The sequence below is a fragment of the Pseudomonas sp. 8_5_2 genome (genome assembly GCF_059295255.1).
This window is the reverse complement of sequence record NZ_CM181238.1, coordinates 493,520-508,620: the sequence shown is the minus strand read 5'-3', so window position 1 is coordinate 508,620 and position 15,101 is coordinate 493,520. Positions and strand designations below refer to the sequence as shown.

Here is a 15,101-nt window from a genome sequence, read left to right as displayed (position 1 = left end):
CGACCCTGGCGCTATTGCGGTAAACTGTCGGGCACATTCTTGCGGAGGTGCCCGATGGCTACCGAACGTCACTACTCGCCGCTCGACCGCTTGTTGCTGCAGGCCGATACCGCCATGCGCACCTTGCTGCCCTTCAGCGGCCAGCCTGCCCGCCCATCGCCGGCCATCATCCAGCCGGACATCGAGCTGGACGAGCAGCAGTCCCGCCACGTAGCGGGGCTGATGCGCATCAACCATACCGGTGAAGTCTGCGCGCAGGCGCTGTACCAAGGCCAGGCGCTGACCGCCAAGCTGCCTGAAGTACGCAAGGCCATGGAACATGCAGCCGAGGAAGAAGTGGACCACCTGGCCTGGTGCGAGCAGCGCATCCGCCAGCTGAACAGCCACCCGAGTGTGCTCAACCCGCTGTTCTATGGCATGTCGTTTGGCATCGGCGCCCTCGCCGGGCTGGTCAGTGACAAGGTCAGCCTGGGCTTCGTCGCCGCCACCGAGCACCAGGTGTGCAAGCACCTTGACGAGCACCTGGAGCAGATCCCGCACGAGGACGAAAAATCCCGGGCCATTCTCGAGCAAATGCGCGTTGACGAAGAGCAGCACGCCGAATCGGCCCTGGAAGCCGGCGGCTATCGCTTCCCGGCCCCAGTCCGCTTGGGCATGAGCCTGTTGGCCAAGGTCATGACCAAGAGCACTTACCGCATCTGAAGGATTAGCATGACGGACCGATTCGACGCCAAGGACCTGGCGCGCGCCGTGCACGCCGGCGTTCTCCAGCAGGGCCAGGACCAGGCCCTGCTGGCATTCCTGCGCAAGCAACCGGCGCAGCGCGGCAGCTTCCAGCTGGCGCATGTCGCCTTCTATTTCGGCGCCTTGTTGATCATGGCGGCCATGGGCTGGCTGCTCACTGAAGCGTGGCTGAGCATCGGTGACTGGGCGCTGCTGATCATCGCCAGCCTCTATATCTTGCTGATTACCTTGTTCGCGCTCAACCTGCAGCGACGCGCCCAACCTGTTGCCGCCGGGGTGCTGGCGGCAGTCGCGGTCAGTATCGTACCGCTGGCGGTATTCGCCATCGAGCGCCTGATCGGCTGGTGGCCGCTGGATGACGCGCAGGCGCGCTACCACCAGTACTACACCCATGTGCAGGCCGGCTGGCTGGGCATGGAAGCCGCCACAGTGCTTGCCGGGCTGCTGATGCTGCGGCTGATCCCCTACCCGTTCATCGTCATGCCGATTGCCGTGGCCTTGTGGTTCATGTCGATGGACCTGAGCGAATGGTTCTTCGGCTCGCCGTTCAACTGGGACCAGCGGCGCGAAGTTTCGCTGTGGTTCGGGCTGGGCTTGCTGCTGGTGTTCCTCGGAGTCGACGGGCGCACACGTGAGGACTATGCCCACTGGGGTTACCTGGCAGGGTTGGCAGCATTCTGGGGCGGCCTTACCCTGGTGGACAACGGCAGCGAATGGGCCAAGGCGATGTACTGCCTGATCAATATCGCGCTTATGGGCATGGCGGTGCTGTTGCGCCGGCCTGTGTTCATGGTGTTCGGGGCGCTGGGGGTGGCGGCGTACCTGGGATACCTGTCGTATGAGGTGTTTGCCCAGTCGCTGCTGTTCCCGCTGGTAGTTACCTTGATCGGCTTGGGGGTTATCTGGTTGGGGCTGGTCTACCAGAAGCGGCGGGAGAAGCTGAGCCAGGTGATGCGAGGATGCTTGCCGGTCTGGGTGCAGGCTGCGTTGCCGGCGCTTCGCAACTGATATTGCCCCACAAGGGCCGCGAAGCGGCCCTGAAGTCTCAGCCTTAACCCAGCTCTACGATTTCGTAGCCATGGGTAATCTCGACCCCGGCACGCTCAAGCATGATCGACGCCGAGCAGTACTTCTCCGCCGACAGTTCTACCGCGCGCTTGACCTGTGCCTCTTTCAGCCCACGCCCCTTGACCACGAAGTTCATGTGGATCTTGGTGAACACCTTCGGGTCTTCGCTGGCACGCTCGGCTTCCAGGAACGCTTCGCAGCTTTCCACCGCCTGGCGCGACTTCTTCAGAATGCTGACCACATCAAAGCTGCTGCAGCCACCCAGGCCCAGCAGCAGCATTTCCATCGGTCGCACACCCAGGTTGCGGCCGCCGGCCTCGGGCGGACCGTCCATCACGACGACATGGCCGCTGCCCGATTCGCCGAGAAACATTGCCTCACCGGCCCACTGGATACGTGCCTTCATCTACCCGGACTCCTGATTTTCGGAAAAGGGTGTCAGCTTAGACCTTGTGCGGCTGTGGGAAAAGCACGAGACGTGTCGGTTTAGTACCGAAACATCCTGTAGTGTCTGATAAGCTGGCGCCAATTGACTGGCGCCTGCCGCCAGCCCCACCCCTATAAAAAGCCTATGCCTCGTATCGAACAGGATTTCGTGATGGTTGCCTCCGCCCTAGCCGCCAAGATCAAGAACATCGACAAGCTGCTGGTCCATTGCCAGCGCCGCCGCTACACCGCCAAAAGCAACATCATCTGCGCTGGCGACCGGGCCGAGACACTCTCGTTCATCATCAAGGGTTCGGTCACCATCATCATCGAGGACGACGACGGCCATGAAATGATCATCGCCTACCTCAACCAAGGTGATTTCTTTGGCGAGTTGGGCCTGTTCGAGCCCGTTGACGGTGAGCAGCAGCGCAGTGCGTGGGTACGCGCCAAGACCGAATGCGAAGTGGCCGAAATCAGTTACGAGAAGTTTCGCGAACTCGCTCGCCAGGACCCGGAGATCCTCTACGCCCTGGGTGGCCAGATGGCCCAGCGCCTGCGCAACACCACCCGCAAGGTCGGCGACCTGGCATTCTTTGATGTTACCGGGCGGGTGGCACGTTGCCTGCTGGAGCTGTGCAAGCAACCCGATGCCATGACCCACCCGGATGGCATGCAGATCAAGATCACCCGCCAGGAAATCGGCCGGATTGTCGGCTGCTCACGGGAAATGGTCGGCCGCGTCCTCAAAGACCTCGAGGAGCGCAGCCTGGTACAGGTCAAGGGCAAGACCATGGTGGTCTACGGCACTCGCTAGTCCTTGGGCAGGTCAGCCAATACCTTGGCATAGGCCTGCGACAAGCGCTCGAACCACGGCGCTTCTGGCGCTACTTCGTGCAGCGCGATATGGGCATCGGCACGGCAGCGCTGCTCCAGCTCGCAGCACTCGTTGAAACGGTTGACCGCCGCCACCATCGACTCACGCTCGTTGTCCAGCAGCAGTGCGCCATGCACCAGCACCACCGGGCGCTTGCCGCCCAGCCCCTGGCGCCAGCGCTGGGCGGTGCCGACCAGTTTGCGGCCATTGAGGTTGACGTTGTAGCGGCCGTCGCAGAAGGCCCCATCGATTTCGCCCACCGAGGCCACCCCACCCCACTCGCGCAGCACATCGCACAATGGCAGGCACAGCCGTTCGTAGGCGTTCTCGATACGTCCATGGTCGCCCTCGCTGCGCGGGGCTACGTAGACCAGCGCCACGTTCACCGTCGAATGCGACTGCGGCACCGGCTCCCCGCCGGTTTCGCGCAGCAGCACCGGCCACCCGGCAATCGCCAGCTCCGAGCAGGCGGCTTCGAAATTGTCCAGCCGGCTCATGCGCCGCGGCATGACCAGGGCGTGGTCGTTCGGGCGCCAGAACAGCACACCACTGTCTTGTTCGCCTCGGCAGACGGCAGCCAACAGTTCCTGTTCGGCGTGCAGGCCTTGTTCGACGGTCAGGGCCAGGGGTTGATCGGTCATTGATCCACCTTTGATGTTGTTATTGATGGCCTGTTCAGGCATACAAAAAAGCCGGCAACAACGCCGGCTTCGTTTCGATCAGTCCAGTTGCTGAACAGTCTTCTTCACCTGTTCCGGGAAGAACAATCGCTGCAGCTCCAGCCCTGGCTGTTCGGCGCGCATGAATGCCTCACCGACCAGGAACGAGTAAACCTCGTTGATTGCCATCAGCTCGACATCGGCCCGGTTGAGAATGCCGCTCTCGGTAATCGCCAGGCGATCACGTGGAATGCGCGGCAGCAGGTCCAGAGTAGTTTCCAGGCTGACTTCAAAGGTGTGCAAGTTGCGGTTGTTTACGCCCACCAGCGGCGTATCCAGGGTCTTCAGCGCACGCTCGAGTTCATCACCGTCGTGCACTTCCACCAGCACATCCAGGCCGACATCCTTGGCCGTGGCAGCCAGTTCGGCCATCTTCACGTCATCCAGCGCCGACACGATCAACAGCACACAGTCTGCACCCAAGGCTCGGGCTTCGACGATCTGGTAAGGGTCGACCATGAAATCCTTGCGGATCACCGGCAGCGAAACTGCTGCACGTGCCTGCTGCAGGTATTCGTCGGCACCCTGGAAGTAATCGACATCGGTCAGCACCGACAGGCAGGTCGCCCCGCCCCTTTCGTAGCTGACTGCGATTTCCTCTGGCACGAAGTGCTCGCGGATGACGCCCTTGCTTGGCGAGGCTTTCTTGATTTCGGCAATCACCGCCGGCTGCTTGCGCTTGGCCTGCTCGATCAGCGCGTTGGCAAAGCCACGCGGGGCATCTGCGACCTTGGCCAGGCGCTCCAGCTCGGCGAGGCTGACGCGTGCGCTGCGCTCGGCGACTTCCTGAAACTTGCGGGCAATGATCCTTTCCAGCACCGTCGGCACACTCATGCTTCGTTCTCCACCTTGAATACTGCAGTAAAGGCACCCAGTTCCTGCAACTTTTCCCAGGCCAGACCGGTGTGCAGCACGTCATGGGCGAGTTCAACGCCCTGTGCCAGGGTCATCGCATGATCCGCCGCGTACAACGCGGCGCCGGCATTGAGCACGATCATTTCTGCGGCTTTCTGGCCATTTTCAGTCTTGCGCCGACCCAGCGCATCGCGGATCAGCTCCAGCGATGCCTGCGGGTTCTCGACAGCCAGCCCGTGCAGGCTCTGGCTCTTCATGCCGAGGTCTTCCGGTTCGACCCAGTACTCGGTGACTTCGCCATTCTTCAGTTCGGCGACGAAGGTGGGCGCGGCCAGGCTGAACTCGTCCAGCCCATCCTTCGAGTGCACCACCAGCACATGCTTGCTGCCCAGGCGCTGCAGCACCTCGGCCAGTGGGCGGCACAGGGTCTGGGCGAACACGCCAACCACCTGATGCCTGACCCCGGCCGGATTCGTAAGCGGGCCGAGCATGTTGAACAGGGTACGCAAACCCAGGTCACGACGCGGACCGGCGGCATGCTTCATGGCCGTGTGGTGGCTTTGCGCGAACATGAAGCCGATGCCCAGGCTGTCGATGCAGCGGGCGACCTGGATGGGTGTCAGGTTCAGGTAGATACCGGCGGCTTCCAACAGGTCGGCACTGCCGCTCTTGCCCGAGACTGCGCGGTTGCCATGCTTGGCCACGGTGCAACCCGCCGCCGCCAGGACGAACGAGGAAGCGGTGGAGACGTTGAAAATATTGGCGCCATCACCGCCGGTACCGACGATGTCGACCACGCCATCAAGGCTCTTCAGCTCGACCTTGTCGGCCAGCTCACGCATCACCGATACCGCACCGACGATTTCGTCGATGCTTTCGCTTTTCATGCGCATGCCCATCAGGAAGGCGCCAATCTGTGCCTCGGTGCACTGGCCGGTCATGATCTGGCGCATGACATCGCGCATTTCGTCTGTGGAAAGATCCAGTTGGCCAACGATACGGCTCAACGCGCTCTTGATATCCATGTTCGGTCCTTAGCGGCGGCCGCCGGTTTGCTTGAGGAAGTTGGCGAACAGCTCGTGGCCCTGCTCGGTCAGGATCGACTCGGGGTGGAACTGCACCCCTTCGATATTCAATGTCTTGTGGCGCAGGCCCATGATCTCGTCGACCGAACCATCTTCATGGGCAGTCCAGGCAGTCACTTCCAGGCAGTCAGGTAGGGTCTCGCGCTTGACCACCAGAGAATGATAGCGGGTGACGGTAAGCGGGTTGTTCAGTGTGGCGAATACGCCCAGGTCGCGGTGGTGGACCGGGCTGGTCTTTCCATGCATTACCTGGCGCGCACGCACCACGTCGCCGCCAAAGGCCTGGCCGATGGACTGGTGGCCCAGGCAAACGCCAAGGATCGGCAGCTTGCCGGCAAAGTGCAGAATGGCCTCGATGGACACGCCCGCCTCGCTAGGCGTGCACGGCCCCGGGGAAACGACGATGCGCTCGGGGTTGAGGGCTTCGATCTGGGCAATGGTCATTTCGTCATTGCGAATGACCTTGACCTCGGCACCGAGCTCGCCAAGGTACTGGACGACGTTGTAAGTGAATGAGTCGTAATTGTCGATCATCAGTAACATTGGGTTAAACCTCTTGAATCTACTGACTTCAAAATTCGAACCTTCCCGCACAAGCCACAGGCGCGGCTTTGCCACCAGGGGCGCAAAAACAGAAAGGTAAACGGGGGCGGGCCGGACGGGCCGGCAGGGAATAGAGTCAGGCGCGCCAACGCCAACGGGCGTGGGCCTTGATTACGCGCATCAAGAGTTTGCTGACGATCAACACAGGATAGGTCTCGCTCATACGTCCCGGCACAGTAGCCTACCGGGGCGATGGGCGCAATATGCCCGTAAACACGGGGAAACGAATGGACTTGGAAGCGAAGCCCTGCGATTTGCTAAGGTCGGTCAGGTTGTTCCGACAAAAACAATGAAAAGGATGTTCCCTGATGCGAAAAGCCCCGTTAAAAGCTTCGTTGTTGCGTTTTACCCTGGCCTCGCTGGCGTTAGCCTGCAGCCAGGCGTTCGCTGCACCCTCGCCCTACTCCAGCATGATCGTGTTCGGCGACAGCCTGAGCGACGCCGGGCAGTTTGGCGGCATGCGCTTCACCAACCGCGATGCCGATGGCAACTACGCCCCGGTATCGCCGATGATCCTTGGCGGGCGACTGGGAGTGGCCCCATCGGAACTAGGCCCTTCCACCTCCCCCCTCAACCCGGTGCTGGGGCTGCCCGACGGTAACAACTGGGCGGTGGGCGGCTACACCACCCAGCAGATCCTCGACTCGATCACCACCACGTCGAAAACCGTAATCCCGCCAGGTCGCCCCGGCGCCGGTGATGTATTACGAGAAAAACCGGGCTACCTCGCCAACGGCCTGCGCGCCGACCCCAACGCGTTGTACTACCTGACGGGCGGCGGCAACGATTTCCTGCAAGGCCTGGTGAGCAGCCCGGCCGACGCTGCTGCAGCCGGTGGCCGCCTGGCGGCCAGCGCCCAGGCTCTGCAGCAAGGCGGTGCCCGCTACATCATGGTGTGGTTGCTCCCCGACCTTGGGCAGACGCCAAACTACAGCGGCACCCCATTGCAAAATCCACTGTCGCAGCTCTCGAGTGTGTTCAATCAGTCGCTGCTTGGACAGCTGAGGCAGATCGATGCCGAAATCATCCCGCTGAATGTTCCCATGTTGCTGGGCGAGGCCCTGGCCAACCCCAGCCAGTTCGGCCTGGCCACCGGGCAGAATCTGGTCGGCACCTGCTACAGCGGCGAAGGCTGCGTGGCCAACCCGGTGTACGGCATCAACGGCTCCACGCCAGACCCGACCAAGCTGTTGTTCAATGACTCGGTACACCCGACCATCGCCGGCCAGCAACTGATCGCCGACTACGGCTACTCGATCCTTTCCGCCCCTTGGGAACTGACCCTGCTGCCGGAGATGGCCCATGCCAGCCTGCGTGCCCACCAGGATGAACTGCGCAACCAGTGGCAGACACCTTGGCAGGCCGTTGGCCAGTGGCAGGCCTTTGTCGCCAGCGGTGCCCAGGACCTGGACTTCGACGGCCAGCGCAGCGCGGCCAGCGGTGATGGCCGCGGCTACAACCTGACCGTGGGCGGCAGCTACCGGGTGAACGACGCCTGGCGTCTGGGCCTGGCTGGGGGTGTCTACCGACAGAAGCTGGAAGCTGGCCAGCAAGATTCGGAATACACGCTGAACAGCTACCTGGCCAGCGCCTTCGCCCAATACCGCCAGGACCGCTGGTGGGCCGATGCCGCACTGACCGCAGGGCATCTGGACTACAGCGACCTCAAGCGCACCTTCGCTCTGGGCGTAAACGATCGCAGTGAAAAGGGCGATACCGATGGCGAAGCCTGGGCCATGTCAGGGCGGCTTGGCTACAACCTCGCAGCCGAAGGCAGCACCTGGCAGCTGGCGCCGTTCATCAGCGCCGACTATGCGCGGGTAAAAGTCGACGGCTACGACGAGAAAAGTGGCCGCTCGACAGCACTGGGCTTCGATGACCAGGAGCGCACCTCCCGCCGCCTGGGGGTAGGGTTGCTCGGGAGCGTGCAGGTGCTGCCGAGCACCCGGCTGTTTGCCGAGGTGGCGCAGGAGCACGAGTTCGAGGATGACCGGCAGGATGTGACCATGCACCTGACCAGCTTGCCCGCCAATGACTTTACGCTGACCGGGTACACGCCAAATAGCGATCTGACCCGAGCGAGCCTGGGGGTGAGCCATGAAGTGGTGGCGGGGGTGCATTTGCGCGGGAACTACAACTGGCGCAAGAGTGATGAGTTGACGCAGCAGGGGGTTAGCTTGGGGGTTAGTGTGGACTTCTAGGTTGCTGGGGCCGCTTTGCGGCCCCAATCAATTTATTTGGCGCAAGTTTGCTCAGCCAACGCCACAGCACGGAACATCGCCCGGCGCTTGTTGATGGTTTCTTCCCACTCCAGCGCTGGCACCGAGTCGGCAACGATGCCGCCACCGGCCTGCACATGCAGTTCACCGTCCTTGATCACTGCGGTACGGATGGCAATCGCGGTGTCCATGTTGCCGTTCCAGGCAAAGTACCCGACAGCCCCTCCATAAACACCGCGCTTGACCGGCTCCAGCTCGTCGATAATCTCCATCGCGCGGATCTTCGGCGCGCCCGACAGGGTACCGGCCGGCAAGATCGCCCGCAGTGCGTCCATCGCCGTCAGCCCTTCGCGCAGCTGTCCGGTAACGTTGGAAACGATGTGCATGACGTTGGAATAACGCTCGATCACCATCTTCTCGGTCAGGCGCACGCTGCCGGTCGAAGACACACGGCCGACGTCGTTGCGGCCCAGGTCGATCAGCATCAGGTGCTCGGCAATTTCCTTGTCGTCCGACAGCAGGTCGTCTTCCAGTGCGCGGTCAGCCTCTTCGGTCGCGCCACGCGGGCGGGTACCGGCAATAGGGCGCACGGTGACCAGGTTGTCCTCGACCCGCACCAGCACCTCGGGCGAGCTGCCGACCACGTGGAAGTCGCCGAAGTTGAAGAAGTACATGTACGGCGTCGGGTTGAAGCAACGCAGCGCGCGATACAGGTCGATAGGCGCGGCCTGGAAGTCGATCGACATACGCTGCGACGGCACCACCTGCATGCAGTCGCCGGCGAGGATGTATTCCTTGATACGGCCAACCGCGTTTTCGTAGTCGTCGCGGGTATAGCTGGAGCGGAATGCCGGCTCGGCAGCTTGCGGGCCGCTCAGGTCCAGGCCGCGGCGCGGGGTGATCGGCTGGCGCAGTGTTTCCAGCAGACCTTGCAGCTGAGCCTGGCCTTGCTCGAAGGCCTGTTCTTCAGCCGGGTCGACCAGCACGATGGCGTGCATCTTGCCCGCCAGGTTGTCGAATACCACTACCGCGTCCGACACCATCAGCAGGATATCCGGCACGCCCAGCGGGTCCGGATTAGGGCTCGCGCCCAGGCGTTTTTCCACGTAGCGCACGCAGTCGTAGCCGAAGTAGCCGACCAGGCCGCCGTTGAAACGCGGCAAGCCAGGAATGTCGGCGACCTTGTAGCGGTCCTTGAAGGTTTCAACGAATGCCAGCGGGTCTTCGACATCGTGGCTTTCAACCTCGACGCCATCCTGCAGGATGCTGACGTGGTAACCGTGCACCCGCATCACCGTGCGCGACGGCAGGCCGATCATCGAGTAACGGCCCCACTTTTCGCCGCCCTGCACCGATTCGAGCAAGTACGAGTTGGGTTGGTCGGCCAGTTTCAGGTAGATGGACAGCGGCGTATCGAAGTCGGCCAGGGTTTCGCAGGCCAGGGGAATGCGGTTGTAGCCGGCAGCGGCCAGGCGCAGGAATTCTTCGCGGTTCATGAGTAGCCTCGTGGCAAGCAGCAATGGGTCAGGCAAACGGACGGGCCGGCACGCGCCGGCAGGCTGAAGTCAGGCGCGCCAACGCCAACGGGCCAGGGCCTTGATGACTTTCATCCAGAATTTGCCAGTAACCGCCACGGTGGACTCTCTGTCTTGTGAGGCTTGAAGGTCCGCCAACGTTATCCCAGTGGCCGGGTCTGCGCAACCGGGCAGCAATGCGCGCAGGTCGTCGATGACAAGGCTGGGGGATTCGTCGTGGATCGGCCGGCCATGGTTGTAACCGTAGGTCAGGCCAACACACTGCACGCCAGCTGCCTTGGCCGCCAGCACGTCACTGCGCGAATCACCGACGAACAGCGATTGCTGCGGGGTAACGCCGGCCATCTGCATGACGAACAGCAACGCCGCCGGGTCTGGCTTTTTCTGCGGCAGGGTATCGCCGCCGATGATCCAGCGGAAGTAGTTGCCGATCTTCATCTGGTCCAGCAGGGGGCCGACAAAGCGTTCGGGCTTGTTGGTGATCAGCGCCATTTCCACACCCCGCTTGCGCAACCAGCGCAGGGTGTCCTGCACACCGGGGTAGACCACGGTGAGCTCATGGCTTTCGGCGTAGGCGTCCATGAACAGCGCCAGCGCCTGGTCGGCCAGCGCATCGTCCACGGCGGTGTGATCGATGTCACCCGCCAGCGCCCGGCGCACCAGCACCTGGGCGCCGTTGCCGACCCAGTGGCGAACTGCCTCCAGGCCAGCGGGCGGGCGCCCCAGTTCGAGCAGCATGCAGTCCACGGCGGCGGCCAGGTCGGGCACGGAATCGATCAGGGTACCGTCCAGATCGAACATCACCAGCCTGGGCAGCGCCCCGGGGAACAGCTGCTCGAAGCCGCTCATGGGCGGGCCTGGGCCAGTTCGGCGCGCATCTTGGCGATGACTTCCCGGTAGTCCGGGGCGTTGAAGATCGCCGAGCCGGCCACGAAGGTATCGGCGCCAGCGGCAGCGATGTCGCGGATGTTGTTGACGTTGACGCCGCCGTCGATTTCCAGGCGAATGTCACGCCCGCTGGCGTCGATCAGCGCACGCGCTTCGCGCAGCTTGTCGAGGGTGCCAGGGATGAACTTCTGCCCGCCGAAGCCCGGGTTGACGCTCATCAGCAGCACCATGTCGACCTTGTCCATCACGTACTTCAAGGCGTCCATGCTAGTGGCCGGGTTGAACACCAGGCCAGCCTTGCAGCCGCCGTCCTTGATCAGCTGCAACGAACGGTCGACATGCTGCGACGCTTCCGGGTGGAAGGTGATATAGGTGGCACCGGCTTCAATGAAGTCGCCGATGATGCGGTCGACCGGGCTGACCATCAGGTGCACATCGATCGGCGCGGTGACGCCGTACTTGCGCAAGGCGGTGCACACCATCGGGCCGATGGTCAGGTTGGGTACGTAGTGGTTGTCCATGACATCGAAGTGGACGATGTCGGCACCCGCAGCCAGCACTTTGTCGACGTCCTCACCCAGGCGGGCGAAATCGGCGGAAAGGATGGAGGGGGCAATAGCGTAGGGCTGCATGGCGCACCTGTTGGCAGAATCACGGTGGCGCGCATTGTAACTCAGGGAAAGGGATGAGGGCTGATTGGTATCAAAGGGTGTCGACCAGTTGTTACAACCTGTGCCGGCCTCTTCGCGGCTAAAGCCGCTCCCACAGGGACCGCGCAATTTCAAATTTTGCACAAATCCTGTGGGAGCAACTGTCTTGCGCAGAATTTAAAAACCGTGCGCGATCCCTGTGGGAGCGGGTTTACCCGCGAAGAGGCCGGAAAAGGCAACACACCCTCAGGCAGGCTGCTGTGTTCTCAACTTCTCGCTGCGCCCACGCAACCACTCCAGGGTCAGCAACAGCACCACCGAAAACGCAATCAGCAAGGTTGCCGCCGCCGCAATGGTCGGGCTCAGGTTCTCGCGAATACCACTGAACATCTGCCGTGGCAGGGTCGCCTGCTCCGGCCCGGCCAGGAACAGCGTTACCACCACTTCGTCAAACGAGGTGGCAAACGCGAACAATGCCCCGGAGATCACCCCTGGTGCGATCAGCGGCAGGGTCACCCGGCGGAACGCCAGCAGCGGCGAAGCGCCCAGGCTGGCGGCAGCACGCACCAGGTTGTAGTTGAAGCCCTGCAAGGTCGCCGACACGGTAATGATGACAAACGGCACACCCAGCACCGCATGCACCAGAATCAGCGAAGTGAAACTGTTGCCCAGGCCCAGCGGGGCGAAGAACAGGTAGCTGGCCACGCCAATGATCACCACCGGCACCACCATTGGCGAAATCACCAACGCCATCACCAGCGACTTGCCGGGGAAGTCGCCCCGGGTGAGGCCGATGGCCGCCAGTGTACCGAATACCATGGCCAGCACCGTCGCCGCCGGGGCAACGATGATGCTGTTCTTCAGTGCCCGCATCCACTCGGCCGAGCCGAAGAAGTCCTGGTACCACTGCAGCGAAAAGCCCTGCAGCGGGTACACCAGGAAACTGCCACTGTTGAACGACAGCGGCACGATCACCAGCACCGGCAAGATCAGGAACAGCAAGATCAGGCCGCAAAGAATGCGCAGGCTGTAGTACCAGACCCGCTCCACCGGCGACATATATGGGCTCAGCATGACAAGGCTCCTCAGCTCAGGCGCAGGCGGCTGGCGCCAACCAGCCAGCTATAGATCAGGTACAGCAGCACGGTCGCCAGCAGCAAAAGCCCGCCCAGCGCGGTAGCCATGCCCCAGTTGATGCTGGTGTTGGTATAGAAGGCGACGAAGTAGCTGACCATCTGGTCGTTGGGGCTGCCCAGCAGCGCCGGGGTGATGTAGTAGCCGATGGCCAGGATGAACACCAGCAGGCAACCGGCGCCGACACCAGCGTAGGTCTGCGGGAAGTAAACACGCCAGAAACTGGCGAACGGGTGACAGCCCAGCGAAATCGCCGCGCGCATGTAGCTGGGCGAAATACCTTTCATCACGCTGTACAGCGGCAGGATCATGAACGGCAGCAGGATGTGCACCATCGAGATGTACACGCCGGTGCGGTTGAACACCAGTTCCAGCGGCTGGTCGATGATACCCATGGCCATCAGCGCACTGTTGATCAGGCCACCGGATTGCAACAGCACGATCCACGCCGCTACCCGCACCAGGATCGAGGTCCAGAACGGCAGCAGCACCAGGATCATCAGCAGGTTGCTCTGCCGGGTCGGCAGATTGGCCAGCAGGTAGGCCAGCGGATAGGCCAGCACCAGGCAGATGGCGGTGATCACCACACCCATCCACAGGGTGCGGGCAAAGATGTCCAGGTAGATGGCCTGGTCCGGGGTGGCCTTGGCCAGTTCGCCAAGGTCATCGATACGGTGATCGACAGAAGCCAGCAGGTAGAACGAGGTCACCGTGCTGGTGTTGCGGCGGATCGCCTGCCAGTAGGCAGGGTCGCCCCAGCGCTCGTCCAGCGCCTGCAAGGCTTCTTTATAGGAGGCCGGTTCAGCCTTGAACGGCAGCGCCCTGGCAGTCTTGGTCAACAGGCTGCGGTAGCCTGCCAGTTCCATGTTCAAGCGTTTGGATAGGTCGCCAAGCGTCTGGTTCTTGCGCGCCTCGGCCAGGTCCTGGCTCAGTGCCTTGTACACATCCTCGCCCGGCAGGCTCTTGCCATCCCACTGGGTAATGATGTCTACCGTGCGCGGCAGGCCGGCGACCACTTCCGGATTGCCGACGCTTTTGTACAGCAGCGCGGCTATCGGTACCAGAAACACCAGCACAAGGAACAGCGCCAGCGGCGCGATCAACGCCTGCGCCTTCCAGCGGTTGACCCGCTCGGCGTGCTTGAGGCGCTGCTTGAGACTTTGACCTGCGCCTTCGTTGAGGGGCACTGCGATGGCCATGGCGAACTCCGCGATACGAACTGAAAATAGGGCCGCAAAGCGGCCCCCTAACGCTGGCCGTCTACTTCTTCGCCGCCCAGGCGTTGAAGCGTTGTTCCAGCTGTTCGCTGTTGTCGGCCCAGAAGGCCACGTCGATCTGCACCTGGTTGGCGATGTTCTCAGGCGTGGTCGGCATGTCTTTCTTCACCTCGTCCGACAGCAGGCTCACAGCCTTGGAATTGGCCGGGCCGTAGGCGATGTTCTCGGAGTAGGTTTTCTGCTGCTCGGGCTGCACGCTGAACGCGATGAACTGCTTAGCCGCCTCTGCATCCTTGGCACCCTTCGGGATGGCCCAGGCATCAAAGTCGTAGATACCGCCGTTCCATACCACTTTCAGGTTGCTCTCTTTCTGCACCGCAGCAATCCGGCCGTTGTAGGCCGAGCTCATGACCACGTCACCCGAAGCCAGGAACTGTGGCGGCTGGGCGCCGGCCTCCCACCACTGGATGCTGGGTTTCAGCTCGTCGAGCTTCTTGAAGGCGCGGTCCTGGCCTTCCTTGGTCGCCAGCACCTTGTACACATCCTTGGGTGCGACACCATCGGCCATCAGGGCGAATTCCATGGTGTACTTGGCGCCTTTGCGCAGGCCACGCTTGCCCGGGAACTGCTTGGTATCCCAGAAATCAGCCCAGCTGGTAGGTGCAGTCTTGAGTTTGTCAGCGTTGTAGGCCATTACCGTGGACCAGACAAAGAAGCCGACGCCGCAGGGCTGAATGGCACCGGAAACATAGTCGCCTTCATTGCCGAACAATGCCGGGTCGAGCTCTTCGAACATGCCCTCGTCACAACCGCGTGCCAGCTCTGGCGACTCTACTTCCACCAGGTTCCAGGACACGCTCTTGGTATCGACCATCGCTTTGACCTTGGCCATTTCACCGTTGTACTCGCCGGCCACGATCTTGCCCTTGCCGGCCTTTTCCCACGGCGCGTAAAAGGCCTTTTCCTGGGCCGCCTTGTTGGCGCCGCCGAACGAAATCACCGTGAGGTCTGCTGCCAGTGCCTGGCCAGCGGCGAACAGCCCCAAGGCCAGGGCGGTCAGTTTCAACTGCTTGCGCATTAT

Annotated in this window: 15 protein-coding genes; 4 read left to right on the top strand and 11 right to left on the bottom strand. The window is 62.3% G+C overall.

The window, feature by feature from the left end:
- The first annotated feature begins 54 nt into the window (after nt 1-54).
- Both coq7 and AC5O5R_RS02165 read left to right on the top strand, forming a co-directional pair.
- Nucleotides 55-702 carry a 2-polyprenyl-3-methyl-6-methoxy-1,4-benzoquinone monooxygenase gene (gene coq7 / locus AC5O5R_RS02170; protein WP_494514935.1) on the top strand — a complete coding sequence of 216 codons (648 nt, stop codon included), beginning with the start codon at nt 55-57 and terminating at the stop codon, nt 700-702.
- A 9-nt stretch (nt 703-711) separates the two neighbouring features.
- Complete coding sequence (locus AC5O5R_RS02165; protein WP_494514934.1) at nt 712-1,752, top strand: DUF2157 domain-containing protein; 1,041 nt, start codon at nt 712-714, stop codon at nt 1,750-1,752.
- A 43-nt stretch (nt 1,753-1,795) separates the two neighbouring features.
- Here AC5O5R_RS02165 and AC5O5R_RS02160 read toward each other — a convergent pair whose 3' ends face one another.
- Complete coding sequence (locus AC5O5R_RS02160; RefSeq protein WP_004376171.1) at nt 1,796-2,218, bottom strand: OsmC family protein; 423 nt, start codon at nt 2,216-2,218, stop codon at nt 1,796-1,798.
- Between the two features lie 192 nt (nt 2,219-2,410).
- Here AC5O5R_RS02160 and crp point away from each other — a divergent pair, with 192 nt between their 5' ends.
- Nucleotides 2,411-3,055: a cAMP-activated global transcriptional regulator CRP gene (gene crp, locus AC5O5R_RS02155; protein ID WP_172229491.1), complete on the top strand. Its 645-nt coding sequence runs from the start codon at nt 2,411-2,413 to the stop codon at nt 3,053-3,055.
- Here the strand turns inward: crp and AC5O5R_RS02150 are convergent.
- The 4 genes from AC5O5R_RS02150 to AC5O5R_RS02135 all read right to left on the bottom strand — a co-directional run bounded on the left by AC5O5R_RS02150 (nt 3,052) and on the right by AC5O5R_RS02135 (nt 6,317).
- Nucleotides 3,052-3,756, bottom strand: coding sequence for a lipoate--protein ligase family protein (locus tag AC5O5R_RS02150; RefSeq protein ID WP_172229493.1), 705 nt, complete (start codon nt 3,754-3,756; stop codon nt 3,052-3,054). The two genes, crp and AC5O5R_RS02150, sit on opposite strands and share 4 nt — an antisense overlap.
- Nucleotides 3,757-3,834: 78 nt before the next feature.
- The gene (gene trpC / locus AC5O5R_RS02145) at nt 3,835-4,668 is read right to left on the bottom strand and encodes an indole-3-glycerol phosphate synthase TrpC (RefSeq protein ID WP_172229495.1); all 834 of its coding nucleotides are present in this window, start codon (nt 4,666-4,668) and stop codon (nt 3,835-3,837) included.
- Complete coding sequence (gene trpD / locus AC5O5R_RS02140) at nt 4,665-5,714, bottom strand: anthranilate phosphoribosyltransferase (RefSeq protein ID WP_172229497.1); 1,050 nt, start codon at nt 5,712-5,714, stop codon at nt 4,665-4,667. Before trpD ends, trpC begins: the two co-directional genes overlap by 4 nt.
- A 9-nt stretch (nt 5,715-5,723) precedes the next feature.
- A complete protein-coding gene (locus AC5O5R_RS02135) occupies nt 5,724-6,317 on the bottom strand; it encodes an aminodeoxychorismate/anthranilate synthase component II (protein ID WP_172229499.1) in 594 nt (197 codons plus the stop codon).
- Nucleotides 6,318-6,685: 368 nt separating this feature from the next.
- Between AC5O5R_RS02135 and estP the strand changes: the two genes are divergently transcribed.
- Nucleotides 6,686-8,578 carry an esterase EstP gene (gene estP / locus AC5O5R_RS02130; RefSeq protein WP_494514933.1) on the top strand — a complete coding sequence of 631 codons (1,893 nt, stop codon included), beginning with the start codon at nt 6,686-6,688 and terminating at the stop codon, nt 8,576-8,578.
- Nucleotides 8,579-8,610: 32 nt separating this feature from the next.
- Here estP and trpE read toward each other — a convergent pair whose 3' ends face one another.
- The 6 genes from trpE to AC5O5R_RS02100 form a co-directional block, all read right to left on the bottom strand.
- Nucleotides 8,611-10,092, bottom strand: a complete 1,482-nt coding sequence (trpE, locus tag AC5O5R_RS02125) for an anthranilate synthase component I (RefSeq protein ID WP_172288472.1) — start codon at nt 10,090-10,092, stop codon at nt 8,611-8,613.
- Nucleotides 10,093-10,161: 69 nt separating this feature from the next.
- Nucleotides 10,162-10,980, bottom strand: a complete 819-nt coding sequence (locus AC5O5R_RS02120; protein ID WP_172228118.1) for a phosphoglycolate phosphatase — start codon at nt 10,978-10,980, stop codon at nt 10,162-10,164.
- Nucleotides 10,977-11,651: a ribulose-phosphate 3-epimerase gene (gene rpe / locus AC5O5R_RS02115; protein ID WP_172228120.1), complete on the bottom strand. Its 675-nt coding sequence runs from the start codon at nt 11,649-11,651 to the stop codon at nt 10,977-10,979. Before rpe ends, AC5O5R_RS02120 begins: the two co-directional genes overlap by 4 nt.
- A 264-nt stretch (nt 11,652-11,915) precedes the next feature.
- Entirely contained in the window at nt 11,916-12,743 is an 828-nt protein-coding gene (locus AC5O5R_RS02110; RefSeq protein WP_172228122.1) for an ABC transporter permease, read from the bottom strand.
- Nucleotides 12,744-12,754: 11 nt separating this feature from the next.
- Complete coding sequence (locus AC5O5R_RS02105; protein ID WP_172228124.1) at nt 12,755-14,002, bottom strand: ABC transporter permease; 1,248 nt, start codon at nt 14,000-14,002, stop codon at nt 12,755-12,757.
- A 61-nt stretch (nt 14,003-14,063) separates the two neighbouring features.
- Nucleotides 14,064-15,098: an ABC transporter substrate-binding protein gene (locus AC5O5R_RS02100; protein ID WP_172228126.1), complete on the bottom strand. Its 1,035-nt coding sequence runs from the start codon at nt 15,096-15,098 to the stop codon at nt 14,064-14,066.
- Between the last annotated feature and the right edge of the window lie 3 nt (nt 15,099-15,101).